21 protein-coding genes are annotated in these 24,605 nt (G+C 67.9%); 11 read left to right on the top strand and 10 right to left on the bottom strand.

Annotated features, from left to right (window positions below):
• Positions 1–35 precede the first annotated feature (35 nt).
• From AC07PT_RS20995 to AC07PT_RS20945, 11 genes are all read left to right on the top strand, one after another.
• Positions 36–1,331 (top strand): WD40/YVTN/BNR-like repeat-containing protein, encoded by a 1,296-nt coding sequence (locus AC07PT_RS20995; protein ID WP_494657976.1) that lies wholly within the window; start codon positions 36–38, stop codon positions 1,329–1,331.
• Positions 1,328–3,766, top strand: coding sequence for an efflux RND transporter permease subunit (locus AC07PT_RS20990; RefSeq protein ID WP_494657975.1), 2,439 nt, complete (start codon positions 1,328–1,330; stop codon positions 3,764–3,766). The genes AC07PT_RS20995 and AC07PT_RS20990 overlap by 4 nt, the downstream gene beginning before the upstream one ends.
• An 18-nt stretch (positions 3,767–3,784) precedes the next feature.
• Entirely contained in the window at positions 3,785–4,306 is a 522-nt protein-coding gene (locus tag AC07PT_RS20985; RefSeq protein ID WP_492347474.1) for a nuclear transport factor 2 family protein, read from the top strand.
• A gap of 41 nt (positions 4,307–4,347) precedes the next feature.
• The gene (locus AC07PT_RS20980) at positions 4,348–5,520 is read left to right on the top strand and encodes an alpha/beta hydrolase family protein (protein WP_494657974.1); all 1,173 of its coding nucleotides are present in this window, start codon (positions 4,348–4,350) and stop codon (positions 5,518–5,520) included.
• Between the two features lie 34 nt (positions 5,521–5,554).
• Positions 5,555–6,508, top strand: coding sequence for a VOC family protein (locus tag AC07PT_RS20975; RefSeq protein WP_494657973.1), 954 nt, complete (start codon positions 5,555–5,557; stop codon positions 6,506–6,508).
• A 13-nt stretch (positions 6,509–6,521) separates the two neighbouring features.
• Complete coding sequence (locus AC07PT_RS20970) at positions 6,522–6,896, top strand: Rieske (2Fe-2S) protein (protein WP_492347477.1); 375 nt, start codon at positions 6,522–6,524, stop codon at positions 6,894–6,896.
• A complete protein-coding gene (locus tag AC07PT_RS20965) occupies positions 6,893–8,026 on the top strand; it encodes an FAD-dependent oxidoreductase (RefSeq protein ID WP_494657972.1) in 1,134 nt (377 codons plus the stop codon). Before AC07PT_RS20970 ends, AC07PT_RS20965 begins: the two co-directional genes overlap by 4 nt.
• A gap of 68 nt (positions 8,027–8,094) precedes the next feature.
• Positions 8,095–9,231: an MFS transporter gene (locus tag AC07PT_RS20960; protein WP_494657994.1), complete on the top strand. Its 1,137-nt coding sequence runs from the start codon at positions 8,095–8,097 to the stop codon at positions 9,229–9,231.
• A gap of 29 nt (positions 9,232–9,260) precedes the next feature.
• Positions 9,261–10,064 carry a cyclase family protein gene (locus tag AC07PT_RS20955; protein WP_494657971.1) on the top strand — a complete coding sequence of 268 codons (804 nt, stop codon included), beginning with the start codon at positions 9,261–9,263 and terminating at the stop codon, positions 10,062–10,064.
• A 32-nt stretch (positions 10,065–10,096) separates the two neighbouring features.
• Positions 10,097–10,720 carry a cupin domain-containing protein gene (locus tag AC07PT_RS20950; protein WP_494657970.1) on the top strand — a complete coding sequence of 208 codons (624 nt, stop codon included), beginning with the start codon at positions 10,097–10,099 and terminating at the stop codon, positions 10,718–10,720.
• The gene (locus tag AC07PT_RS20945) at positions 10,720–11,697 is read left to right on the top strand and encodes an NAD-dependent epimerase/dehydratase family protein (protein ID WP_494657969.1); all 978 of its coding nucleotides are present in this window, start codon (positions 10,720–10,722) and stop codon (positions 11,695–11,697) included. Before AC07PT_RS20950 ends, AC07PT_RS20945 begins: the two co-directional genes overlap by 1 nt.
• A gap of 22 nt (positions 11,698–11,719) precedes the next feature.
• On the opposite strand, the gene AC07PT_RS20940 is transcribed toward AC07PT_RS20945, so the two are convergent.
• The 10 genes from AC07PT_RS20940 to AC07PT_RS20895 all read right to left on the bottom strand — a co-directional run bounded on the left by AC07PT_RS20940 (position 11,720) and on the right by AC07PT_RS20895 (position 24,569).
• Positions 11,720–12,817 (bottom strand): protein-glutamate methylesterase/protein-glutamine glutaminase, encoded by a 1,098-nt coding sequence (locus AC07PT_RS20940; RefSeq protein ID WP_494657968.1) that lies wholly within the window; start codon positions 12,815–12,817, stop codon positions 11,720–11,722.
• The gene (locus AC07PT_RS20935; RefSeq protein WP_492347483.1) at positions 12,814–13,359 is read right to left on the bottom strand and encodes a chemotaxis protein CheD; all 546 of its coding nucleotides are present in this window, start codon (positions 13,357–13,359) and stop codon (positions 12,814–12,816) included. The genes AC07PT_RS20940 and AC07PT_RS20935 overlap by 4 nt, the downstream gene beginning before the upstream one ends.
• Positions 13,356–14,189 carry a CheR family methyltransferase gene (locus AC07PT_RS20930; protein ID WP_494657967.1) on the bottom strand — a complete coding sequence of 278 codons (834 nt, stop codon included), beginning with the start codon at positions 14,187–14,189 and terminating at the stop codon, positions 13,356–13,358. The genes AC07PT_RS20935 and AC07PT_RS20930 overlap by 4 nt, the downstream gene beginning before the upstream one ends.
• A gap of 118 nt (positions 14,190–14,307) precedes the next feature.
• Positions 14,308–14,841 carry a chemotaxis protein CheW gene (locus tag AC07PT_RS20925; protein ID WP_494657966.1) on the bottom strand — a complete coding sequence of 178 codons (534 nt, stop codon included), beginning with the start codon at positions 14,839–14,841 and terminating at the stop codon, positions 14,308–14,310.
• Positions 14,842–14,854: 13 nt separating this feature from the next.
• The gene (locus tag AC07PT_RS20920; protein WP_494657965.1) at positions 14,855–16,480 is read right to left on the bottom strand and encodes a methyl-accepting chemotaxis protein; all 1,626 of its coding nucleotides are present in this window, start codon (positions 16,478–16,480) and stop codon (positions 14,855–14,857) included.
• A gap of 17 nt (positions 16,481–16,497) precedes the next feature.
• The gene (locus tag AC07PT_RS20915; RefSeq protein ID WP_494657964.1) at positions 16,498–18,648 is read right to left on the bottom strand and encodes a chemotaxis protein CheA; all 2,151 of its coding nucleotides are present in this window, start codon (positions 18,646–18,648) and stop codon (positions 16,498–16,500) included.
• A 12-nt stretch (positions 18,649–18,660) separates the two neighbouring features.
• Positions 18,661–18,996 (bottom strand): STAS domain-containing protein, encoded by a 336-nt coding sequence (locus AC07PT_RS20910; RefSeq protein WP_492347488.1) that lies wholly within the window; start codon positions 18,994–18,996, stop codon positions 18,661–18,663.
• A 10-nt stretch (positions 18,997–19,006) separates the two neighbouring features.
• Positions 19,007–19,375, bottom strand: a complete 369-nt coding sequence (locus AC07PT_RS20905; protein WP_492347489.1) for a response regulator — start codon at positions 19,373–19,375, stop codon at positions 19,007–19,009.
• A 15-nt stretch (positions 19,376–19,390) separates the two neighbouring features.
• Positions 19,391–20,545 carry a methyl-accepting chemotaxis protein gene (locus AC07PT_RS20900; RefSeq protein ID WP_492347490.1) on the bottom strand — a complete coding sequence of 385 codons (1,155 nt, stop codon included), beginning with the start codon at positions 20,543–20,545 and terminating at the stop codon, positions 19,391–19,393.
• Positions 20,546–20,678: 133 nt separating this feature from the next.
• Positions 20,679–24,569, bottom strand: coding sequence for a PAS domain S-box protein (locus AC07PT_RS20895; RefSeq protein ID WP_494657963.1), 3,891 nt, complete (start codon positions 24,567–24,569; stop codon positions 20,679–20,681).
• Positions 24,570–24,605: the final 36 nt, after the last annotated feature.

Genomic DNA, 24,605 nt, shown 5'->3' with positions numbered 1-24,605 from the left:
CGGCAGCCGCCTGCACCCGTGAATCGAGACAAGCCATGATCGCGCACACTGACGCCCCGGCCGGCCTTGCCTGCCCGCGTCGATCCGCCGGGCCCGCGGCACCGCGGCCCACAGCCCCCCCACCGGCCGCCAATGCCTTGGTTGCCCGGGTCGCCACGGTGGCCCCGACCCATGACCGGCTTGGTGCCCAGTTGCCCCGCTCCCTGCGTCCTTCTTGGGGCGGCCTGCCGGGCGCCCTGATCACTGCCCTGTTGAGTGCCCATCTGTGGGGCCTGGCTGGTCCCGCCCTGGCCACCAGCCCGGTGGGCGACAGCCTGGATCGTCCGGCCCTGGCCACCCGGCTGGGGCCCGGATCGGTGCTACTGGGCCTGGCCCAGGCCGGCCCCACCACCGTGGCGGTGGGCGAGCGCGGTCTGGTGCTGCTCAGTGCTGATCAGGCCCGGACCTGGCACCAGGCGCAGGTGCCCGTCAGTGTCACCCTCACCGCTGTGCGCTTTGCCGACGACCGCCACGGCATTGCCGTGGGCCATGCCGGCGTGGTGCTCAGCACCGACGATGGCGGCCAGCACTGGCAGCAACGACTCCATGGGCGCCAGATTGCCCAGGCCCTGCTCGACGAGGCCCGCGTTGGCGGGCAGGCGACGTCCATCGCCCAGGCCGAGCGCCTGGTTCAGGAGGGGGCCGACAAGCCCCTGCTCGATCTGGCCGTGCTGTCGTCACAACGCCTGCTGGCGGTTGGCGCCTATGGTCTGGCCGTGGCCAGTGAAGACGGCGGCCAGCACTGGGCGCCATGGACGTCCCGCCTGGACAATCCCAAGGGCCTGCATCTCAATGCGGTGCGCCACCACGGGGCCGCCATTCTGATCGCGGGCGAACAAGGCCTGCTCTTGTACTCCGGCGATGGCGGTGCGCACTTTCAGCGTCTGGCCAGCCCCTATTCCGGGAGCTTTTTCACCGCCGAAATGCTCAGCCCCGTCGAGTTTCTGGTGGCGGGGCTGCGCGGCCAGATTTGGCACACCCGTGACGCGGGCCAGCATTGGCAGGCCATCGCCAACCCGCTGCCTGCCAGCATCACCGGTTCGGTCCGTGGTGCCGACGGTACGCTCTGGTGGGTCAACCAGGCCGGCCAGGTGCTGCAACTGCAAGAGGGCGTGCTCAGGCCCCTCAACAAACAGGCCCTGGCGCCATTGAGCGCCTTGTTGCCCCTGGCGGGCGGCCAGTGGCTCACCGCAGGCCTGCAGGGGGTGCAAAGCATCACTGCCGACGGCGTGACCATGGCCTCGGCCGTCACACCGGCACCCACTGTCAATGGGGCGGGAGCACGACCATGAGCGCCGTCATCACCCCCTTGCCGCCGACCGCCGAGGCGCCCCAGAGCGGCTTTGACACCCGTTCCGGGTCGATCGTCGAGCGCCTGTTGTTCAACAACCGCCTGTGGGTGGTCCTGCTGTGTGCCCTCGCCACCGTGCTGCTGGGCTGGCAGGCCGCCCGGCTGCAGCTCAACGCCAGCTTCGAGAAAACCATTCCCGCCAGCCACCCCTATGTGCAGAACTACCTGCAGCACCAGGGCGAGCTCAGTGGACTGGGCAATGCGGTGCGCATCGTCGTGGCCAACCAGCGCGGCAGCAGCCTGTACGACCCGGCCTACCTGGAGACCCTGCGCCAGATCAGTGACGAGGTGTTCCTGATGCCGGGTGTGGCCCGCACCCAGATGAAGTCGCTCTGGACCCCCAACACGCGCTGGGTCGGTGTGACCGAGGATGGACTGGAAGGCGGTCCGGTGATCCCCGATGGCTACGAAGGCTCGCCCGCCAGCCTGCAGCAACTGGCGGCCAACATCGCCCGCTCGGGCGAGCAGGGGCAAGTGGTGGCCCTGGACGGCCGCTCCACCGCCCTGTACGTGCCCCTGCTGGAGCGCGACCCCGACGGCCACCACCTTGACTACAGCGCGCTGTCTGCGCGGCTGGAGGCCTTGCGGCTCAAGTACGAGGGCCGCGGCGTCACCTTGCACATCACGGGCTTTGCCAAGATCGCGGGCGACCTCATTGCCGGGGTGCGCATGGTGCTGGTGTTCTTCGCGCTGGCCGTGCTGATTGCCGCCGGCATGGTGTACGGCTTCACCCGTTGCGTGCGCTCCACCGTGCTGGTGGTGCTCGCCTCGCTGGTGGCGGTGGTCTGGCAACTGGGCCTGTTGCCCACCCTGGGCTATTCGCTGGACCCGTACTCCATCCTCGTGCCCTTTCTGGTGTTCGCCATCGGCATGAGCCATGGGGCCCAGAAGATGAATGGGATCATGCAGGACATCGGGCGTGGTGTCTCGCCCTTGGTGGCCGCCCGCTACACCTTTCGCAGGCTCTTTCTGGCAGGCCTCACCGCCTTGCTGGCCGATGCCGTGGGCTTTGCCGTGCTGCTGGTCATCGACATCCAGGTGATCCGCGAGCTGGCGATTGCGGCCTCGCTGGGCGTGGCCATGCTGATCTTCACCAACCTGATCCTGCTGCCCATCCTGCTCAGCTACAGCGGCGTCAGCCCCGCCGCGGCCGAGCGCAGCCTGCGCAGTGAACTGGCCGATGCCGCCGGTGCCGCACGCCACCCGGCCTGGGCCTTGCTGGACCGCTTCACCCAGCGCCGCTGGGCCTGGGGTGCGTTGGGGGTGGCCGCCGTCCTGGCCGTCACGGGCTACCAGTGGAGCACTCACTTGCAGATCGGCGATCTGGACCCCGGCGCCCCCGAGCTGCGCGCCGACAGCCGCTACAACCGCGACGTGGCCTACGTCAATGCCGCCTATGGCGCCTCCAGCGATGTGCTGGCCGTCATGGTCAAGACCCCCGAGGGCCAGTGCGCCAACTACGCGGTGCTGAACCGCGTGGATGCCCTGGAGTGGCAATTGCGCCAGATCGACGGTGTGGAGGCCACCAACACCTTGTCGCTGCTGAATCGGCGCGTGCTCACCGGCCTCAACGAGGGCAATCTCCGGTGGTATGAATTCCTGCCCAACCAGGCCATGCTCAACACCGTCACGGCGGGGGCGCCGCGCGGGCTGTACAACGATGCCTGCAGCCTGCTCACGGTGTACGTGTACCTGCGCGACCACAAGGCCGACACGCTGAACCGGGTTGTGGCCCAGGTCGAGGCCTTTGCCCGCGACAACAACGGCCCCGAAGGGCAGTTTCTGCTGGCCGCAGGCTCGGCCGGCATCGAGGCCGCCACCAACATCGTGGTCAAGAGCGCCTGGCACCAGATGCTGCTGCTGGTCTATGCCGCGGTGGTGCTGCTGTGCTTCATCACCTTCCGCTCGTGGCGGGCCGTGGGGGTGGCTGTGCTGCCCCTGATGCTGACCTCGGTGCTGGCCGAGGCCCTGATGGTGGGGCTGGGCATGGGCGTGAAAGTGGCCACCCTGCCCGTGATCGCCCTCGGGGTGGGCATCGGGGTTGATTACGCCCTCTACATCCTGAGCATCACCCTGGCCCAACTGCGCGCCGGCGCCACCCTGTCACAGGCCTATTACCAGGCCCTGCTGTTCACCGGCAAGGTGGTCATGCTGACCGGTGTCACCCTGGCCATTGGCGTCATCACCTGGGTGTTCAGCCCCATCAAGTTCCAGGCCGACATGGGCCTGCTGCTGGCCTTCATGTTCCTCTGGAACATGCTCGGCGCCCTGGTGCTGCTGCCCGCCCTCGCGCACTTTCTGCTGCGCTCCACTCAGCCCAAGCAGCCCACTCAGCCCATCCAGGGCCCCGCCCTGAACCCGTCCCCCGCCCTCTGAAACCGAAGAAGGAACCCCATGAAGCTGACCCATCCCCTGCCGGGCCACCGCCTGCTGCGCCCGGCCTTTCGCGTCGGCCTCGCCGCCCTCACGGCTCTGGCCGCCGGCCTGGGCCTGCCGGCCGTTGCGCAGACCGCCCCCGAGCAGGTGTTCCAGCAGTACCTGGCGGCCGTCAAGGCCCATGACAAGGCCGCCGTCGAGGCCTTGATCGCCGAGGACGTAGCGCGCTCCGACTTCCCGGCCTGCCGCCCCGAGATGAGCAACAAACAATGCCTGTCGCTGTACATCGACGCCACCGTGCTCAGCCAGGCCGGCGAGATCACCGTGCTGCGCACCCAGGTCCAGGGCGACACCGTGCACGCCACGCTGGAGCTGCGCAGCGCCCTGACCCGCCGTGCCGGCGTGGAGCGCGCACGGGGCACCGACGAGGTGCGCGTGCGGCAGGGGCGCATCGCGGCCTTCCGCTTCGTGCCCGACTTTGCCGACGAGCCCACCCGCCGCTTCTTTGCCAGCCTGGGCATCGGGCCCGGGGCGCACTGAGCCGGGCTGACAGCACACCGCATTTTTGAAGAGGACCTTGCATGTTTCGTTTCTTTCCCACCAACTACGTCTGGGATCTGTCGGTCAACCTGGCCATCGAGATGGGCGCCCGCATGGGCGAGATCCAGGCCATGTGCGCGCCCCTGGCCGAAGCCGCCCAGCAGCCCGACGCCGCCGGCACGGCCGCCTTTCGCGAGACCTGGGTGCGCATGGCCAATCAGCTCAGCGAACTGGCGGCCGAAGACGAGGCCCGAGGCCGGCTGATCTCGGCCGGCGACAAGCTCAACCGGGCTGCCACCTACTTGATCACGGCCGAACGCCTGTTGGCCCATGGCAGTGAAGGGCGGCTGGCCCTGTACCAGCAGTTTCTGCAGACCTTCCGCCGCAGCATCGAGCTGAGCGGCGAGAACTGCGAGTTCGTGCGCATCCCCTACGAAGGCCAGCACCTGTCGGGTCTGCTGGTGCGCGCCGAGGGGGTCAGCGGGCCAGCCCCCATCCTGGTCCAGCTCAACGGCCTGGACTCGACCAAGGAGATGAAATACCGCGTGGGCCTGCCCGCCTGGCTGGCGCAACGCGGCGTGGCCTCGCTGATCATCGACCAGCCCGGCACCGGCGAGGCCCTGCGCCTGCAGGGCCTCACCGCGCGCTACGACACCGAGCACTGGGCCAGCCGCGTGGTCGACTGGCTCGAAACCCGTGCCGACATCGACCCCCGGCGCATCGGCCTCGAAGGGGTGTCCCTGGGCGGCTACTACTGCCCGCGTGCGGTGGCCTTCGAGCCGCGCTTTGCCTGCGGCGTGGTGTGGGGCGCCAACCACGATTGGCGTGACGTGCAGAAGAAGCGCCTGGCCCGCGAGGGCAGCCTGCCCGTGCCCCACTACTGGGAGCATGTGCGCTGGGTCTGGGGCGCCAAGGACCCCGACGACTTCATGCGCATCGCCGAAAACGTGCACCTGGACGGCGTGCTCGACCGCATCCGGGTGCCCTTCCTGGTCACCCATGGCGAGAAGGACTCGCAGATCCCCGTGCACTGGGCCCACCGCAGCTACGAGCAACTGGTGAACAGCCCCAAGCGCGAGCTCAAGGTCTTCACCGACCGCGAAGGCGGCGTGCAGCACTCGAGCTTCGACAACTCCGCCAATGCCGGCGCCTACATCGCCGACTGGGTGGCCGAAACCCTGGGTGGGCGTACCGCGCTGCCCACCACCCGCTGACCTGAACCCCCACCTTCATTTCTGGAGACATTGCATGAACATCATCGGACCCGACGCCCTGGTCTTTGGCGTTGACGACCTGGCCGCCTGCAGCCGCTACCTCATCGATTACGGCCTGCAACCGGTCGATCTGGGCGCCGACGGCGGTCGCTTTGAAGCCCTGGACGGCACCGCCATCGTGCTGGCCCGCCGTGACGACCCCAGCCTGCCCGCCCCCCTGGGCACGGCCAGCCAGTTGCGCAAGACCGTCTACGGCGTGGCCGACGCCGCCACCCTGGAGGCGATTGCCGCCGACCTGGGGCGCGACCGCGAGGTGCGCCGCCTGCCCGACGGCTCGCTTGAAACCCTGGATGACATGGGCTTTGCCCTGGGCTTTCAGCTCAGCGTGCGCCGCCCCATCGCTTTACCGGCCGAAACCGTCAACGCCCCCGGTGCGTCGACACAACGCCCGGCCAACCAGGTGGCCGCCAGCGACGACACCCCGATCCGCCCCCGCACCCTGTCCCACGTGGTGTATTTCGTGCCCGATGCGGCCCGGGCCGAGGCCTTTTACGTGCAACGCCTGGGCTTTCGTTGCACCGACCGCTTCACCGGCGTGGGCCCCTTTCTGCGCCCTGCCGGCACGCTGGACCACCACACCCTGTTCCTGATCGAGACCCCGCCTTTCATGAAGGGGGTGGAGCATTTCACCTTCCACCTCGGCGGCCCTTCGGAGCTGATGCAGGCCGGCACGCGCTTCGCCAACCAGGGCTATCAGTCCTTCTGGGGCCCGGGGCGACACCGCTTTGGCTCCAACTGGTTCTGGTACTTCAACAGCCCCCTGGGCTGCCATGTCGAGTACGACGCCGACATGGACCTGCACGACGACCAGTGGCAGGCCCGCGAGATCCCCATGGGCGCCGACGCCTCGCAGCTGTTCCTGTTCCAGCACCGCGACAAGTGGGCCCCTTCCGGCCCGCCCCCCGGTGCAGCGAAGGCACAACACTGAGGCGAGCCCCACCGTGTCACCCTGGATCCGCCTGTGCCATGTCGATGAGCTGCCCGAGGGCAGTTCGCGCGGCTTTGATCCCCTGCAGCAGGGGCAGGACTCGGTGCTGCTGGTGCGCCGCCAGGGCCAGGTCCATGCCTACCGCGACGCCTGCCCCCACCACGGCGGCACGCCCATGGCCTGGCGCAAGGACGCCTACCTCAACGCCGCAGGCGACCGCATCGTCTGCCATGCCCACGGCGCGCAGTTCGACGTCGCCACCGGCCAATGCACCCTGGGCCCCTGCCTGGGTCAGGCCTTGTCGCGGCTGGACCTTGTGCAGAGTCCGCAGGGCGAGCTGCGACTGCAACGCCATCAATTGATATCAAAAAACGGAGACATCCCATGAGCCCACAAGCACAACACAAGATCCTCATCATCGGCGGCGGTTTTTCCGGCATGTCGGCCGCCATCGAGCTGCGCAAACACGGCCATGCGGTCGACCTGGTCGAGATCGACCCCGGCTGGCGCTCGTATGGTGCGGGCATCAGCCTCGGCGGCGCCACCCTGCGCGCCTTCCGGCAACTGGGCATCCTGGAGCCCTTTCTGCAGGTCGGCCACGCCTCGGATGGCGTCGAGCTGCTGGCCCCGAATGGCGCCACGCTGGCCCACCTGCCCACGCCACGCATCGCGGGGGCCGATGTGCCGGGGGGCGGCGCCATCATGCGCCCCGTGCTCGCGCGTCTGCTGGCCGAGGCCACCCGGGCCTCGGGCACCCAGGTGTTCCTGGGCTGCACCTTCAGCGAGATCCGGCAGGACGCCGAGGGCGTCGACGTGCGCTTCACCGATGGCAGCCAGCGCCGCTACGACCTGGTCATCGGGGCCGATGGCCTGTACTCCAAGGTGCGGCAGAGCGTGTTCCCGCAGGCTCCGGCCCCGCGCTACAGCGGCCAAGCCGTGTGGCGCGCCGTGCTGCCCCGCCCCGACAGCGTGGGCGGCGCCATCATGTGGGTGGGCCCCAAGATCAAGGTGGGTGTCAACCCTGTCTCCCAGACCGAGATGTACCTGTTCGTGACCGAAGACCGCGAGCACAACACCCACGTGCCGCCGGCCGACTTCCATCGCCTGCTCGACGCCTTGCTGGCCCCCTTCAGTGCGCCCCAGGTGCAGCAGCTGCGCAGCCTGCTCACGCCAGAGTCGCAGATCGTGTTCCGCCCCCTCGAAGGCCTGCTCATGCCCCGCCCCTGGCATCAGGGGCGGGTGGTGTTGATCGGCGACACCGTGCACGCCACCACGCCCCACCTGGCCTCGGGCGCCTGCATCGGCATCGAAGACGCCCTGGTGCTGGCGCAGGAGCTGGCGCCCGGTGACGGCCTCGATGCCGCTCTGCAGCGCTTCGAAGATCGCCGCTGGGAGCGTTGCCGCATGGTGGTCGAGAATTCCGGCCGCCTGGGCGAAATCGAGATCACGGGCGGCGACAAGGCCGAACATGCCCGCATCATGCGCGACTCCCTGATGAGCCTGGCGGAGCCCGTATGAGCCACCCGCTGACCGACACAAGCCCGCAGCCCAACCAGACCGAGCGCTGGCCGGCCCGACTGGCGCTGATGCTGGCGCACTGCGCCGGCATGCTGGATCTGGTGGCCCTGCCCGTCTGGGTGGGTACGCTGATCTCGTCCTACCACCTGGACCCTCAACAGGCCGGGGGCCTGGCCACCCTGTTTCTGGTGGGGGCGGTGTTCAGCAGCCTGGCCGTGGCGCCGCGCCTGCACCGCCTGCCCGGGCGCCTGCCGGTCGCCCTGGGTTTCGGCCTGGCCGCGCTGGCCTTTGCCGGCGCGTCCCAAACCGCCGACTACGCCGCCATGGCGGTGCTGCACGCCCTGGCCGGCGTGAGCTCTGCCGCCGCACTCAGTTGCACCCACGGCACCATTGCACGCAGCGCCAACCCGCACCGCCTGTTTGCCTTGGTCGGCATCGCCCTGGGGGTGTTCGCCGTGCTGTTCTTTGCCGCCGTGCCGCCCTTGCTGGCAAGCCTGGGCGGTGCCCTGCTGTTCAAGGTGTTCGCTGCGGTCATGGCCGTGGCCTGCGTGGCCACCGGCTTGGCATACCCACGCGCCGCCGCGCTGATGACGGGGCAGGGCGTTGCGGCCCCAGGCCCCCGCGTGCCGCTGGGCCGGGCTGTCTGGCTCGGGGCCTTGGGGGTGAGTTGCATGGCCGTGGTGCAGGCCATGATGTTCAGCTTTCTGGAGCGCATCGGCATGGACCGGGGCTTTGGTCTGCAGGCGGTCAATGCGGTCCTGGTGGCCCTGGGCCTGGTCAACCTGCTGCCGGCCGGCCTGGCCGCCCTGCTGCAACGCCGCTGGCCGGCCGAGCGCGTGGTGCTGTGCGGCCCGCTGGCCCAGGCGGTGCTGGTGCTGGTGATCACGCAAAGCCAGCAGTTTGCGCCCTATGCCGCGGCAGCCTCGGTGTTCGCTGCGGTGATGATCTTCACCCACACCTTCGCCTTCGGCCTGCTGGCCCGGCTCGACCCCAGTGGTCGGGCCCTGGCCGCCACGCCGGCCATGATGATGGCGGGCGCCGCCCTGGGCCCGGTGCTGGGCGGCACGCTGGTCAAGTGGGCCGGCTACGAGAGCCTGGCCGGCGCGGCCGTGCTCATGGCCGCCTGTGCCGTGATCTGTTTCTCACAAGCGCGCCCGCGCTCGACGACCCCCTCGCCCCCGCCCCCTCAGCCGGCCGGAGTCTGATATCCCTGACTGACCACCCCCAACGATCCATGAGCACCAAACCCACCCGCCGCCTGGTCGACCTGTCGATCTACCTGGAAAACGATGTGCTGTCCGACCCGCCTCCGCTGGCGCCGCGCATCACCTACCAGACCCACGCCGACACCTTGCCCGAGTTCATGCACATGCTGCCCGGCACCGTACCGGCCGACTACCCCGATGGCCAGGCCGCCGCAGCCGAGTGGGTCACCCTGACCACCCACAACGGCACCCACCTCGATGCGCCCTACCACTTCCACGCCACCATGGACGCCCGCCTGGGCGAGGCCCGGCCCGCCATCACCATCGACCAGGTGCCGCTGGAGTGGTGTTTCCAGCCCGGCGTGAAGCTTGACTTCCGGCATTTTCCGGACGGCTATGTGGCCACCGCCGCTGATGTGGAGGCCGAACTGGCGCGCATCGGCTACAGCCTGCAGCCGCTCGACATCGTGCTGGTCAACACCCGGGCCGGCGAGCGCTACGGCCACAGCGACTACCTGAACGCGGGCTGCGGCATGGGCTACGAGGCCACCATGTACCTGTTGGAGCGCGGCGTGCGCCTGACCGGCACCGACGCCTGGAGCTGGGACGCCCCCTTCTCGTACACCGCCCAGCGCATCGCCGAAACCGGCAACAAGGCCCTGATCTGGGAGGGCCACAAGGCCGGGCGCGACATCGGCTACTGCCACCTGGAGAAGCTGCACCAGCTGGAGGCCCTGCCGTCCCATGGCTTCACCATCAGCTGCTTCCCACACAAGATCCGCGGCGCCTCGGCCGGCTGGACCCGGGCCGTGGCCATTTTCGATCCCGAGTGAACCGGCCGCTGGCGGCCTCAGCCCTGAACATCATGAACACCCCATCCGACACCCACCCCTTGCCCCCCATCCACCGCGTCGTGACCGGCCATGACGAGCGCGGCCAGGCCGTCGTCAGCAGCCAGGGCCCGCTGCCCACGGTGGTGGCCATCGAAGCCATCCCTGGCACCGTCTTCCACGAGGTCTGGAGCACCGAGGCCACGCCCGCCCGGGTGGACAACGGCCCCGACCCCACCCTGGGCCCGTTGCGCCTGCCGCCCCCGGCTGGCGGTACCCGGCTGCGCTTTGTCGACATCCCGCCCGACACCGCCGATTACCTGGCCACCGGGGCCGGCCGCATGAAAGAGGCCTTCACCCAGATCGGCGACGCCGGGGCCTCGACTGTGGTGGCCGACTCGCCTCACCCCCTGATGCACCGCACCGAATCGGTGGACTACGGCGTGGTCATCGAAGGCGAGATGCCCCTGGTGCTGGACGACTCCGAGGTGCTGCTGCGCCCAGGCAGCGTGGTGGTGCAGCGCGGCACCAACCACGCCTGGGCCAACCGCTCGGGGCGGCCCTGCCGCATGCTGTTCGTGCTGGTGGACGGGCAGTACGACGCTGACATGGCGCACTGTCTGGCCAGCCGCTCGGCCCACCCTGCCGGAGCCCTCTGATGCATGTGCTGATCACGGGGGCGGACGGCTTTGTGGGCGCAGCGCTGGTGCAGCGCTTGTTGCGGGTGATGCCCCTTGGGGCAGGGCAGGGGGGATTGCGCCTCACCCTGGTCGACCGGCACTTTCGTCAAGGTTCGCCGGGGGCCGGGCATCGCCAACACACCGGCCACTTCGCCGATGCAGCCTTGCTGCAAAGCCTGTCGGAGGACCCGCCCCAACAGGTGTTCCACCTGGCCAGCATGCCTGGCGCGCTGGCCGAGCGTGAGCCTGAGGCCGGCCTTCAGGCCAATCTGCTGGGCACCGTGCACCTCCTTGAACACTTGGCCGGCCTGACCCGGCAGGGGCGCACGCCGCCGGCTCGGGTGGTGTTGGCCAGCTCGGTGGCCGTCTATGGCGCACTGGGGCCCGGGCCGGTCGGCGAAGACCTGCTGCCGCGGCCCCAGCTCAGCTACGGCACCCACAAGTGGATGAGCGAGCTGCTGCTGGCCGACTACGCCCGTCGCGGCGAGCTGGACGGTTGCAGCCTGCGCCTGCCCGGCATCGTGGCCCGGCCGCCTGCGGAAAGCGGGCACGGCTCTGCCTTCATGAGCCAGATCTTCCATGCCTTGCGTGCCGGCAACCCTTATGAGTGCCCGGTGTCGCCCGAGGCCGTGTGCTGGTGGATGTCGCTGGCTTGCTGCCTGGACAACCTCTTGCATGCGGCCAGCCTGCCTGCCTCGGCCATGCCGGCCTCGCGTTGCTGGCAGTTGCCGGTGCTGTGCCTGCCGGTGGCCAGCGTCATCGAAGCCACTGCACACAACCTGGGGCGGCCGGCTGCTGCGTTGATCCATCACCGGCCCGACAGCCGCATCGAGGCCCTGTTCGGCCGCCAGCCGCCGCTGCAAACCCCTGCGGCCGAGGCGGCCGGCTTTCGGCACGACGGGTCAGTGCAGGGACTGGTGGCACGGGTGTTGGGCACCGCCGGGGGCATGGCCTGACCAAGAGTGGGCGGGGGGCCGGTCAGCGCCGCCGCCCGAACTCCATGATCGCGCCTGCCATGGCCTCCAGCCGCAGCACGCGCCGTGCCGCACCCAGTTGCACGGCTTCGCGCGGCATGCCGTAGACCACGCAGGTGGCCTCGTCCTGGGCGATGGTGTCGGCATTGGCTTCGCGCATCTGAAGCAAGCCGCGGGCGCCATCGTCGCCCATGCCGGTGAGGATCATGCCCAGGGCATTGTTGCGCGCCACCGTGGCGACCGAGCGAAAAAGCACGTCCACGCTGGGGCAATGGCGATTCACTGGCGGGCCTGGCGCCACATCGACGTGGTACTGGGCGCCGCTGCGCCGCAGCTGCATGTGCTGACGCCCTGGCGCAATCAACACGCGCCCACTCAGCACCCGGTCACCGGGCCGGGCCTCGCGCACCTCGACCGCGCACAGGCTGTTGAGCCGCGCTGCAAAGGCCGCGGTGAACTTCTCAGGCATGTGTTGCACCACCACGATGCCGGGCGCAGTCGGTGGCAGCGCGACCAGAATCTCTTCCAAGGCCTGGGTCCCACCCGTCGAGGTACCAATGGCCACCACGCGATCGGTGGTTTCATGCAGGGCATCCGGCATGGTGGGCCCAGACAGCGGGCGCGCGGCCAGCGCGGGCACGGCGGCCATGGGCAGGGGCTTCAGGGGTGTGCGCGTCGGCGTGCTGCGCAATCGGCTCAGGTTGACCCGGCTGGCCGCGCGGACCGCTGAGACCACGTCGTCAGAGGCATCCACCAGAAAGCCGCTCACGTCGCTTCGGGGCTTGGCCACGATGCCGGCGGCGCCGGCTGCCAGTGCCTGCAAGGTGGTCTGTGCTCCGGCTTCGGTGAGGGTGGAGCAGATCACCACCGGCGTGGGTCGTTCGGCCATGATGCGCCGCAAGAAGGTGATGCCGTCCATGCGCGGCATCTCCACGTCCAGAACCAGCACGTCGGGCCAGTCACGCTTCATCTTGTCGAGCGCGAACAGCGGATCGGGCGCTGTGGCGATGACCTGGATGTCCGGCACCGCCGACAGCACCTGGGTGAGCACCTTGCGCACCGTTGCCGAGTCGTCCACCACCATCACGCGTATTTGCTTCATGCCTGTGCTCCTGTTGTTGCCACGCCTTCGTCGAATCCCTCGCAAGGCGAGAACCGCAGCCAGACATCGCCGCTGCTCAGGTCGAGCCGCAGTTGCCGATATCCCTGTCCACCCAGGTGCTGCGCCACCACGCGCAGACCGTGGTGGCGCACCAGCCGGTGGGCCTGCTCGACATTGCGCAGGTGCACCTGCAGCGCTTCGCCGCCGCCCGCCGTGCTGGCGAACATGCGCCCGCCGCCAAACAGCTTGACCTCACACTCGGTCGGCGTGCAGCCGGCGCGCCGGGCTGCGGCCAGCAGCAGGGCCAGGGCTTCGTCCCCGTAGCGGCCATCGAGCACCCGCCGTTCCAGACCTCGGGCGGTCGGGCCGCGTTCGGGCAGCATGTAATGGCACAGCCCGCCCGCCTGGGTCTTGGGGTGCCACAGCGTGACAGCCACGCACGAACCCAGCAGGGTGCCGACCCGTTGTTCGCCCTGGCCGAACCAGACCTCGCCGGGCATGACCATCTTCTCTGGCCTCGGGGTCCAGGGTGTGGCGGTCATGCGTGCTTGCGATAGACCGACGGCGAATGCGCTTGCAGCAGCGGGCTGATCCCGTTGAGGCTTTCCGAATGGCCGACCACCAGCCAGCCCCGGGGCCGCAGTGCCCGCAGCAGGCGTTCGATCACGCTGCGCTTGGTGGCATCGTTGAAGTAGATCATCACGTTGCGCAGGAAGATCACGTCGAAATCGCCCAAGTCGGGCAAGGTCTCATTGAGGTTGACCTGCTCGAAGCGGACCCGGCGCCGCAGTTCGGGCGCGATCAGAAAGCGGCCGTGCTGTGCCCCCACACCTTTGAAGCAGAACGCGCGCAGAAAGGGTTCGGGGATCTCGCGTGCCAGCGCCGTGTCGTACAAGCCCTGGCGGGCCCGCTCCAGCACACGGGTCGACAAGTCGGTGCCAAGCACCTCCCAGGGCGCCGCGCCCAGCACGTGGGCCATCAGCATGGCCAGGCTATAGGGTTCCTGCCCCGTAGAGCACGCGGCGCTCCACACGCGCAGCGGGCGGCCTGCCGGGTGCTGGGGCAGCACCGTGTCGCGCATCAGCTCGAAATGCCCCGGCTCGCGAAAGAAGTGGGTCTCGTTGGTGGTCAGCAGGTCGACTGCCAGCTGGTGTTCCTGAGGATCGCGCTGAAGCAGCTCGAAGTAGGCCTCGAAGCTCCCCAGACCGTGCTGGGCCACGCGCCGTGCCAGCCGGCCAGCCACCAATGCCTTTTTGGCCGGGCCCATGGTGATGCCGGCCACCCGGTGTATCCAGTGCTGGAACAGGCCGAACTCGGTGTCGCCCAGCACCCATCCTGTGGGCGCGGCGCCTGGTTGCAGGGCGCGGCTCATGGCCCAGCCTCCGCGGTGCGATGCGTGTTGATGCTGTGGCTGTGCATGTGCTGCCATCTCCATTTGGCGGCGCGGTGCGCCGCCTGCGTGCGGGGGGGCCAGCAGGCGGCTTGCGCGATCAGGTGAGGGCCTCGTGGGCCGGGGCGTTGCGCAGGTCTTTGAGCTCTTCGAGCGACAAGGTCTTGTGCACGTTCAGGATCAGCACAAAGCGCTCCTTGACTTTGCCCATGCCCTGCAGGAAGTCAGGGCGGATGCCGGTGCCGAAGCTTGGCGGCGGCTCGATGGCGGCTGCGGCGATGTCCAGCACCGCATTGACGGCGTCGACGATCACCCGGATCACCTGTGGCCCGAGGTCCGACGCCTCACCGGCGGGCAGCTCGAGGATCACCACGCAGGTGCGCCGGCCGACCACGCTGGGCTCGCCGCCGAAGCGGCGCGACAGATCGATCACTGGCACCACCGTGCCGCGCAGATTGATCACCCCGCGCATGAAGGCCGGCATCATCGGCACCAGGGTGATGGGCCCGAATTCGATGATCTCCTTCACCTGCTCGATGCCCATGGCATAGACCTCGCCCTGCAGGGTGAAGCTCAGGTACTTGTGGGTGCCGGAGAGGGCCCCGCGGTCACGTTCGGCCAAGGCTGTACTCATCGCAACCCCTTGTTCAGAAACGCACGAAGTCAGGGCCCGGCGAGGTGATTGCCACCGCATTCCGGCGCAGCGCAGGCACCACGGCCGGGCGGGGCGTAGCGCGGTTCTCGGGCGGCTGTGCCGCAGGCGCGACCTCGCTGGCACCGAGCTTGAAAAAGGCCATCAGGCTTTGCAGTTGCTCGGCCTGGGAGCTCATTTCCTCGGCTGTGGCGGCCAGCTCTTCGCTGGCCGAAGCGCTTTGCTGGGTGGTCTGATTGAGCTGGTTGACGGCGGTGTTGATTTGGGCGACACCGGTGTTCTGCTCTTCGCTGGCTGCGGCGATCTCTTTCACGAGGTCCGAGGTCTTGCGGATCGATGGAACCATCTCCTCCAGCAGCTTGCCTGCCCGTTCGGCCTGCTCGACCGAGTTGGTGGCCAACTCGCCGATCTCTTGTGCTGCCTCCTGGCTGCGCTCGGCGAGCTTGCGCACTTCGTCGGCCACCACGGCAAAGCCCTTGCCATGTTCACCGGCCCGCGCGGCCTCGATGGCCGCATTCAGTGCGAGCAGATTGGTCTGGTAGGCAATGTCGTCGATGATGCCAATCTTGCCGGCGATGCTCTTCATGGCGCTGACGGTCAGCTTCACGGCCTCGCCGCCCTCACCGGCATCCCGGGCCGCGTGGGCCGCCATGCCGTCCGTGACGCGCGCGTTCTCTGCGTTTTGCTGGATCGAGGCGCTGGCCTGTTCGATGGTGGCCGACATTTCTTCCACGCCGGCCGCCTGTTCGGTGGCACCCTGAGACAGCGACTGTGCGGTCGACGAGACCTGTTCGGATGCGCTGGACAGGCTGTTGGAAGCGGCGCGCACCTCCCCGATGATCTGGGCCAGCTTGGCCACCATCTCGCCCATGGCCTGGAGCAACTGGCCCACCTCGTCGCGCCCACGCACCTCGATGCGGGCGCTCAGATCGCCCTCTGCCAGACGGCGCGCCGCTGCCGTGGCTTCGCCCAGCGGGCGCGTCACGCTGCGGGTCACGCCATACGCCACGGCCAGGGCCACCAAGACCGAAGCCAGCGCGAGGATGGCCATCAGCTCGCGGGTGGCTTGGTACTGGGCATCGGCCTGCTCGCCGGCCTTTTTCACCATGCCCACCTGGTATTGGATCATTTCATTGACCACCCCTTCGTACTCGCGCTGGGCATCGCGCATCTCGGTCACCATCAGCACGGTGGCTGCGTCGAATTTGCCGGCCTCGACCAGGCTCAGGTACTGAACCAGGCCTTGGCCGAACTTGGCGCGTTTCTCCTTGATGCGCGACAGGAGCATCTTGCCGGTCTCGGTGCTGATGCCCTTGTCGAGGGTGTCCAGCAATTCGGTGAAGTTGCTGCGGATCTTGGCGATCTTCTCCAACTCGGCCTTGACCACCGCGGGCTCGCGCGACAGCACGATGTTGCGCATGGCCAGGTTGGCCACATTGAGTGAATCAATCAGCGCGTTGGCTGTGATGGTGTTCGGAAAGCGTCGGTTGACGATGGTCTGCATATCGTCATTGATCTGGCTCATCTTGAAGACGGCCATGGCCACCGTGGCCAGCAACACGGCGATCACCAGGAAGAAGCCCAGGCCCATGCGCAGGCCGATGCGAAAATTGTTCAACATAAGGAATGCTCCGAGAATCAATGGGTTGAAAACACGGAGCGGGCCTCTTGCGAGGCGCTCCATGAGGCCTGGTTGACCAGGGCCGGTATGTCCAGCATCAGCGCTACTTCGCCGCTGCCCAGGATGGTTGAGCCCGAGATACCGGGCAAGCCCTCCATCAAGGGCCCGAGAGGTTTGATCACCGCCTGGAATTCGCCCTTGAGCTGATCCACCACCAGGCCGGCCTTGCGGGTGCCGAGTTGAACCACGACCACGTTCTCGCGCCGCGTCGCCCGGCCCGGCAGCCCGAAATGGCGCCTCAGCCGCAGCAGTGGCAGGACCTCGCCGCGCAGGTTTGTGTAGTCGTGCGCTTCGGCGCCGAGTTGCACGCACTCCAGCACCGCATCCAGTGGCACCACGTAATGGGCTTCGCCCACGGCCATCAGAAAGCCGTCGATGATGGCCAGGGTGAGCGGCAGGCGGATGCGGAACAGCGTGCCCCGGCCCGCCACGCTGTCGATGTCCAGCGTGCCGCGCAAGGCCTCGATGCTGCGCCGCACGACGTCCATGCCAACACCTCGTCCCGACAACTTGCTGATCTGCTCGGCAGTCGAAAAACCAGGCTCGAAGATCAGCGCCCAGACCTCGGCGTCGCTGAGGTGGGCCTCGCTGGTGACCAGGCCCTTTTCGCGTGCCTTGGCCAGGATGCGTTCGCGGTTCAACCCGGCACCATCGTCCGCCACCTCGATCACGATGCCGCCCGCCTCATGGCGTGCCCGAAGCTCCAGCCGGCCGGCCGCAGGCTTGCCGGCCGCCAGTCGGTCCAGGGGGGCTTCCAGGCCGTGGTCCATGGCATTGCGCATCAGGTGGGTCAAAGGGTCGCCCAGGCGATCCACCATCGACTTGTCGAGTTCTGTGTCGCCGCCACTGATGTGCAGCTCGATTTCCTTGCCCAGGTCCTTGGACACGTCGCGCACCACGCGGCGGAACCGGTTGAAGGTGTCGCCGATCTCCACCATGCGCAGGCGCATCGCGCCGTCGCGCACGTCTTCGGTCAGGCGCGACATCACCGACACCGCTTCGCGCAGTGCACGGTCCTGGTTGCGTGTGGCCTGCACACTCACCGAAGCGCTGGCAATGATCAGCTCGGCCACCCGGTTGATCAGCGCGTCGAGCTTGTCTGAGTGCACGCGGATCATCTTGGCTTCTTGCGACTGGCGTTGGCGCAGTTCGTTCTGGCGCCCGATGGCGCCTTGCACCAGTTCGGCTTGCACCGCGCGCTCCTCGACCAGGATCTCGCCCAGCGGGGCCCGCTCTGCGTCGGGCTCTGCCTGTTGCTCCGCCAGCGCCCGACTCAGCTCGTGGGCAGTCAGTGCACCGCAGGCCTGCAGGATTTCGCCCAGGCGCAGCCGGTCGGCCGGCAGGGCCTCGATCAGGCGCAGGTAGTCGTCGACCCGGCTGTCGGGCGGCAGGATGCGAAGCTCGCAGTCCTGGCTCACGAACTCGAACACCGACTCGATCTCAAGCTTGCTGGCGGCGCTGGCCAGACGGATCTCGAAACCGAGGTAGCAGGACTCTGGGTCCATCGTCTCAAGCGCTGGCAACTGGGTGCTGAGGGTGCTGATGTGCACCACGCGACCCAGGGTGCGCAGGTGATGAATGAAGGGGGCGGGGTCGAAGCCTTCCTGGAACAGGCCGGTCGAGAAGCGCAGCGACAGATGCCACAGGTCCTGGTCATTGCGGGTGCTGGCTTGCGCCACGGGGGGGGCGGTGCAGGTCGGCGAGGCGGCCGCGTCCAGCGGGGCCAGGGCGTGCAGCCGTTCGACCAGGGCCAGGCCCAGCATCGGCAGACCGTCGTCGCGTTCACCGGCCGTGTCGCCAGCAACGTCGATCAGGCGGTGAATGTGGTCGCCGCACTGCAGCAGCAGGCTGACCATGTCACCCTGCAGGTTCAGACTGCCTGAGCGCACCCGGTCCAGCAGGGTCTCCACGTGGTGGGTGAAGCCGACGATATCGTCCAGCCCGAACAGCCCAGCCGAGCCCTTGATGGTGTGGGCGGCGCGGAACACCGCGTGGATCGCCTCCGCATCGCCGGGCTCGCGCTCCAGGCTCATCAGCGCGCTTTCCATCTCGCCGAGAAGGCCGCGACTCTCGGCGAAGAAGGTGTGCAGCACATCGTTGAATTCCATGGGGTCCCTTTCTCAGCGCCGGCCAACGGCCTCGCCATCGGTGCCCGCCAGTGGGTCGCCAAGCCAGTCTGCGAGGTCGTACAGGGCGATCAGCGAAAGCACGGCCGGGCTATGCCCACTCAGGCGCAGTGACTGGCCACCCAGGCGGGCGAAGTTCTTGGCCGCCATCAGCACCTGGAGCCCGGCAGTGTCGAATTCGGTCACCGCCGACAGGTCGAGCTCCAGCTCCGCCTGTTCGCGCAGGCGTTCCAGCAAGGTGCTGCGCAGTTCACCAGCGCTGTAGATGTTGCAGTCGCCCTGCAGGCGCAGGCGCAGCGTGTCTGCACCGGCTTCGGCAATGATGTCCATGCCGCGCTCCTCAGGGCAGGATCAGCTTGGCCACGGCGGCCAGCAGCTGATCGGGGCGGAAGGGCTTGACCACCCAGGCCTTGGCGCCACCCTGCTGGCCTGCCTGCTTTTTGGCCGCATCGGTTTCGGTGGTCAGGATGATCACGGGTGTGAACTTGTAGGCGGGCAGCGCCTTGATGTGGCGCAGCAGGGTCAGCCCGTCCATCTGGGGCATGTTCACGTCGCTGATGACGAGGTGGATCTTGCGACCGTCAAGCTTGCGCAAGGCGTCGTGCCCGTCGGTGGCCTCGACCACCTCGTAGCCTGCGCCGCGCAGCGCCATGCCAACCACCTGGCGCACGCTGATGGAGTCATCCACGATCAAGACTGTCTTTGCCATTGCCTATCCGCTCCCTCAGAAAAAAGTGATCTCTTCGCCGGCCGGTGCGGACGCGACAGCGCCGCCACCCTGGCCGTGGTTGTCCAGTTGGTCCTGCATCGTGTAACTGCTCCGCGATTGGTCCAGCCAGGCCTGCGGGTCCAACCGTGTGTCGGGGTGCAGGGCCCGGGACTGCAGGTCAGACTCCAGCCGCTGCAGGTCGCCTTGCACGTGGCGCAGGATCTGGCCCGTGCGGTCCTGGAACTGCAGCGCCACCATCACCTCGCTGATGTCGCCGTCGATGGCCGAGGTCTCGTGCTGCAGCACGTCGTTGCGCTGCTCCAGTTGTTGAACCGCGCCACGCAATTGGGTCAGCACGCCTTCGATCGTGGCCTCGGAGCTTTGCAGCAATTGCTTGTCCCGTTCTGCAAATCGGTCCGAGGCCTCGATGATCTGGCCAATGGCCTGGCCCACCGAGCCGACCTTGCTGGTGATCTGGCGGCCGGTGTCCGCCGACAGGGCTGACAGGCGCCGCACCTCGTGCGCCACCACCGCGAAACCTCGCCCCTGCTCGCCGGCGCGGGCCGCCTCGATGGCCGCGTTGATGGCCAGAAGATTGGTCTGGTGGGCGATTGAGCCGACCAGTTCTGCCATCTCGCGCAGCTCGGTGGCAATACCGCCCAGGCCTTGGATGCCTGAAAGCATCTCTTCCTTGGCCTGCATCGCCAGTTGCAGGCCGCTGGCCATCTGGCGCAGTTCGCTCTGGGCTGAGGCGAACACGGCCGCGCTGCCCCCGTCTTCGCCACCGGTCTGGGTAAACAGGCCCAGTGTCTGCTGCAGGCGCTCCTTGATGGCGCCGAACTGGCGTGCCAGTGCGCCGATGGCCACCTCGCTTTGCGAGGCCGAACTGTCGATCTGTCGGCTCCAGATCGGCAGGGCCTGCGCACAAAGGGATTCCAGGTCCCGCAAGAGCTCTTGTGCCAGCGGGGGCGGTGGGGGTTGGCGCAGCACCCGCCAGCCTCCGCCCACGCCGAGCAGGCCCATCAGCACGAGGCCCCCTGCCCACAGCGGCCGGCCCAGTTGCAGGCAGGCCAGGGCGCCGATGGCGCCCACGATCAGGGGCCAGGCCAGCCAGGCCAGGGCGCCCGCGCCCAGACCGGGCAGAGTGTTTCGAGAAGGTTCTGGCTTCATGCAACCGATGCTAGGGAGGACCGGTTGGCGGCGCTATAAGGCGAGGGCTGCTCATGTCCTCAGAGCGCGCTGAAATCGCGTCAGTAAAACCTGACCCCGGACCGGGCGAGATGCCGGCCCGGGGCCTCGGGCATCAGGCCTTGTCGCGGCCCAGCATGTCGGCGAGCTTTTCCAGCAGTTCGTGTGAGTCGAAAGGTTTGCGCAGAAAGTGGCGCACTCCCATCTGGCGCGCCGATTCGGCGTCGATGTACTCGCTGTAGCCGGTGCAGATGATCACGCCCAGCGAGGGACACAGCGCCTGGGCGGCCTTGAACAGCGCCACCCCCGACATGCCGGGCATGGTCTGGTCGGTGATCAATGCTGCCGGCGGTGCCGCGCCCTGCCCTGGGCGCAGTGCCTCGCCCAGTGCCGCCAGCGCCTGGCGTGGATCGGCAAAGGCCGACACGGTGAAGCCGTGTTCGCGCAACAGCTCGCTCAGGAACACCAGCACTGCCGGATCGTCGTCGACCACCCAGATAGCCTCGCCGGACACGAACTCGAGTGTCGGGCGTGGCGCCACTTCGTCCACTGGCACATCCTGCGCCGCCGGCAACAGCACCCGCATGGCGGTGCCATGCGGCGTCCTGTCATGCACCTGGATGTGGCCGCCGGCCTTGTGCACCAGGCCCACCACCGAGGACAGCCCCAGGCCGGTGCCTTTGCCCACGCCCTTGGTGGTGAAGAAGGGGTCAAAGATCTTGGGCAGCACCTCGGGTGCAATGCCCGGGCCGTCGTCGGTCACCTCCAGTACCACGAAGCGGCCGTGGGCCATTCCCTGGCAGTTGCTGCAGGATTCCGCGGCCAACTGGGCGTTGAGCAGGCGGATGTCGATGTGGCCGCTGGCCCCCAGCGCATCGCGCGCGTTGATCACCAGATTCATCACGATCTGTTGCACGTCGACCGCCGAGATGCGCACCGCGGGCAGGGAGTGATCGGCCTTGTAGCTCAGCAGGATGCCACTCGGAATGGAGGACTTGAGCATGTCGAACATCTCGCTGACCATGGCGCCGAGTTGGCGCGGCGCCACGTCCTCGGGTTCTTCGGTGCGCACGTAGGCCAGCATCTTGGCGACCAGATCGCGCCCGCGCTCGCTGGTACGCACGATCTCGCGCAAGTAGCCGGCCAGCTTGCCACCAGGATCGCTGACATAGCGCTCCAGCCCCAGACTGGCCAGGCCCATGATGCCAGCCAGCATGTTGTTGAAGTCATGTGCGATGCCGCCCGTGAGGTGACCCAGCGCCTCCAGCTTTTGCGATTGCATCTGCTGCTGTTGAACAGCCTGGCGCTCGGCTTCGATGCGGCGCTGCACCGTGAGGTCTTCGCTGATCGACCACAGATAGGCCTGACCGCCGAGTTCGATGCGAACACCATTGAGGCGTACCGGGACGCGACTGCCGTCGGCGCGAACGTATTCCTTGTCGTAGGGGCCGTAGCGTCCGATGCGTGCCACCATCTTCAGCTGTTCGGCCTCGGCGCGCATGTACTCTGACGGTGTGAGGTCCCAGTACGAAAGGCTTTGCAAGGCCTCGGCGCTGTACCCGGTCAGGGCTCGGTAGGCTTCGTTGAACTCGACCAGGTTGCCGTCGAGTGTGCACAGCGCAATGCCCAGCGGCGACAGCTCGAACAGCGAGCGCAGCTTGTCTTCGCTCTCGAACAGGGCCTGCTCCGCACGTTTGCGCTCGGTCAGGTCGCGCACGGTTCCAATCATGCGCACCGGCGTGCCCGCGGCATCCCGCAGCAGTTGGCCCCGCGACAACACGTCGACCCAATGGCCGTGCTTGTGGCGCAGCCGGGTTTCGATCTCGAAGCGTTCATCGCTGCGCCCTGCCACCACGTCGCCCAGCGCCAGGTGCAGTGCGAGTGCATCGGCGGGATGGATCAGGCGCGAGGCGGTCTCGGCGTTGACCCTCAGTTCGCCCTCCTGGTAGCCCAGCATTTCCTCGCAGCGTGGCGAAAGGTAGACGCTGCCGTCGATCAGGTTGCGGTCCCACAGTCCGTCATTGGTGCCGCGCAATGCCAGTTCAAAGCGCTCCTCGCTCTGCCGCAGTGCCTGTGCGGCAGCACGGCGCTCGGACAGATCGCGCACAAAGACAAAGAAGTGCCCATCGCCCAGCGGCGAGCGGCTGGTGGTGATCTCTACCGGCCAGTGCTCGCCGCTTTTGCGCCGGTGCTGGGTCTCAAAGCGGTCATGACCCGACACCAGTGTGATCTGGATGTGGCGGCTCACATGGCCGGGCTGGTCATCGGCATTGACGTCGGGAATGCGCATGCGCAGCAGTTCGGCGCGGCTGTAGCCCGACATCTGCACATAGGCGTCATTGACCTCGAGAAAGCGGCCGTGTTCGTCACAGATCCAGACGCCATCGAGTGCGGTGTCCATCAGCGCTCGATAGCGCGCCTCGCGCTCGGCAAGTGCTTTTTGTACCTGCACCCGCTCGCTGATGTCACGCATGAAGCCGATGAACACCGAGCCTTCGCTCAGGCGTGCCTCGCCGACGGTGAGTTGCACGTGCAGTTCGCGCCCGTCGCGCCTGCGCGCTTGCATGTCACGGCCCACGCCAATGATGTGGCGTTCACCCGTGTCCATGTAGTGCTGCACAAAGCCGTCATGCTGGCGCGCCACCCCGTCGGGCATCAGCAGGTTGACATTGGCGCCCAGCAGTTCGTCGCTGCTGAAGCCAAACATTCGTTCCACCGCGTGGTTGACCATCTGGATGTGGCCCTGCGCGTCGATCACCACGACGGCGTCGGGGGCCGAGCTCAGGAGGGCTCGCATGCGTTCTTCGCTGGCGATCAGTTCCCGCTCGACCCGATGCCGCTCGGTGATGTCGTCGCCCAGGATCACAAACCCGTTCAGGTGGCCTTGTGAGCCCCGCATCGGTGTCACGCTGCGATCATCGAGGTAGATGCTGCCGTTGTGGCGCCGCACCTGAACCTGTCCCTTCCAGGGCTGGGCCTGGATCATCGCCTCACGCATCTGGGCCCAGGCCTGCTCGTCGCCAGCCACCCGCAGCACGTCGAACTCGCGACCCAGCAAGGCCTGTGCTTCGTAGCCGGTGACCTGTGCAAAGGCCGGGTTCATCCAGACGATGGTGCCGTCCTCATCACAGATCAGGGCCGGGTTGAGTGTGGCTTGCAAGGCGTCGGCAATGCCGCCGGCCGCTTGCAGCGGCTGGCGCACGGCCAGCAGGTAGGCCGCGCGGGTCAGGTAGCCATAGGCCGCGATCTTGGCGATGTGCCCCAGTGCATTGAAGATGTCCGTCGGGCTGCTGTAGGTGGCAAAGCAGCCTTCGGCGATGGCCGAGAGGACCGCCGCGATGGCCATGGCCGTCATCGGTACGCCTGCGCCGCGGCGGCCGAGGTATTCCAGGCGCAGGGCCGTTGCCAGCAGCAGTGCGATCAGGGCCATTTCGCTGCCGACCTTGGCGGCGGTCAGGCCCTGGCCGGATTCGAAGGTGTGCGGCAGCAGATCGGGCCAGAAGAGGATCAGGGCGCTGCTGAGCGTGACCAGACAGGCCACCAGGCCCAGCGACAGGCGTGGGTATCCGCGTTGCGCGCGTGTGGCTGGCGGGGTGATGGCCATCACCACCAGGCCGAAGGCCACCAGCGCACGCCCGGCCAGCCAGAAGGCGATGCTTTTTTCCACCCCTGAAGGGGTCACCAGAGGCGGCATGCCGTCATAGGACAGCATGTGAAGGAAGTCCAGCACAGCTGCTCCACCCATCACGGCCGCCAGCAGCACGGAGGCAGGCCGGCGGGGGCTGTCGGGGGCCATCCAGAGCAGGCCGAAGCTCAGCGAGGCCAGGACCACCGCCGCAACTTCCGCGCTGGTATGGGCGGCCAGAAAGCCCATTCGGGCAAATTGGGGCAGGGCACTCAGCGAGGTCTGCTCCAGCAGCCAGACCAGGGGGATCAGCACCAGCAGGGGCAGGGCGCGCCGCCATTCGGCACGGGAGTTGGCAATAAAGACTTGGAAGGTCGGCATGGATGGCTAAAAGTCGAGGAAAGCGGGCCGCACGGG

It is taken from the genome of Curvibacter sp. GW821-FHT09D12, from assembly GCF_059416245.1.
Note: the sequence above shows the minus strand (reverse complement) of the source record. Positions and strands in the feature narration are given on the sequence as shown.

What these genes read in the sequence shown, in the direction of transcription:
- AC07PT_RS20995 (WP_494657976.1), top strand. Translation starts at nt 36, where the DNA reads ATGATCGCGCACACTGACGCCCCGGCCGGCCTTGCCTGCCCGCGTCGA.
- AC07PT_RS20990 (WP_494657975.1), top strand. Translation starts at nt 1,328, where the DNA reads ATGAGCGCCGTCATCACCCCCTTGCCGCCGACCGCCGAGGCGCCCCAG.
- AC07PT_RS20985 (WP_492347474.1), top strand. Translation starts at nt 3,785, where the DNA reads ATGAAGCTGACCCATCCCCTGCCGGGCCACCGCCTGCTGCGCCCGGCC.
- AC07PT_RS20980 (WP_494657974.1), top strand. Translation starts at nt 4,348, where the DNA reads ATGTTTCGTTTCTTTCCCACCAACTACGTCTGGGATCTGTCGGTCAAC.
- AC07PT_RS20975 (WP_494657973.1), top strand. Translation starts at nt 5,555, where the DNA reads ATGAACATCATCGGACCCGACGCCCTGGTCTTTGGCGTTGACGACCTG.
- AC07PT_RS20965 (WP_494657972.1), top strand. Translation starts at nt 6,893, where the DNA reads ATGAGCCCACAAGCACAACACAAGATCCTCATCATCGGCGGCGGTTTT.
- AC07PT_RS20960 (WP_494657994.1), top strand. Translation starts at nt 8,095, where the DNA reads ATGCTGGCGCACTGCGCCGGCATGCTGGATCTGGTGGCCCTGCCCGTC.
- AC07PT_RS20955 (WP_494657971.1), top strand. Translation starts at nt 9,261, where the DNA reads ATGAGCACCAAACCCACCCGCCGCCTGGTCGACCTGTCGATCTACCTG.
- AC07PT_RS20950 (WP_494657970.1), top strand. Translation starts at nt 10,097, where the DNA reads ATGAACACCCCATCCGACACCCACCCCTTGCCCCCCATCCACCGCGTC.
- AC07PT_RS20945 (WP_494657969.1), top strand. Translation starts at nt 10,720, where the DNA reads ATGCATGTGCTGATCACGGGGGCGGACGGCTTTGTGGGCGCAGCGCTG.
- AC07PT_RS20940 (WP_494657968.1), bottom strand. Translation starts at nt 12,817, where the DNA reads ATGAAGCAAATACGCGTGATGGTGGTGGACGACTCGGCAACGGTGCGC.
- AC07PT_RS20935 (WP_492347483.1), bottom strand. Translation starts at nt 13,359, where the DNA reads ATGACCGCCACACCCTGGACCCCGAGGCCAGAGAAGATGGTCATGCCC.
- AC07PT_RS20930 (WP_494657967.1), bottom strand. Translation starts at nt 14,189, where the DNA reads ATGAGCCGCGCCCTGCAACCAGGCGCCGCGCCCACAGGATGGGTGCTG.
- AC07PT_RS20925 (WP_494657966.1), bottom strand. Translation starts at nt 14,841, where the DNA reads ATGAGTACAGCCTTGGCCGAACGTGACCGCGGGGCCCTCTCCGGCACC.
- AC07PT_RS20920 (WP_494657965.1), bottom strand. Translation starts at nt 16,480, where the DNA reads ATGTTGAACAATTTTCGCATCGGCCTGCGCATGGGCCTGGGCTTCTTC.
- AC07PT_RS20915 (WP_494657964.1), bottom strand. Translation starts at nt 18,648, where the DNA reads ATGGAATTCAACGATGTGCTGCACACCTTCTTCGCCGAGAGTCGCGGC.
- AC07PT_RS20910 (WP_492347488.1), bottom strand. Translation starts at nt 18,996, where the DNA reads ATGGACATCATTGCCGAAGCCGGTGCAGACACGCTGCGCCTGCGCCTG.
- AC07PT_RS20905 (WP_492347489.1), bottom strand. Translation starts at nt 19,375, where the DNA reads ATGGCAAAGACAGTCTTGATCGTGGATGACTCCATCAGCGTGCGCCAG.
- AC07PT_RS20900 (WP_492347490.1), bottom strand. Translation starts at nt 20,545, where the DNA reads ATGAAGCCAGAACCTTCTCGAAACACTCTGCCCGGTCTGGGCGCGGGC.
- AC07PT_RS20895 (WP_494657963.1), bottom strand. Translation starts at nt 24,569, where the DNA reads ATGCCGACCTTCCAAGTCTTTATTGCCAACTCCCGTGCCGAATGGCGG.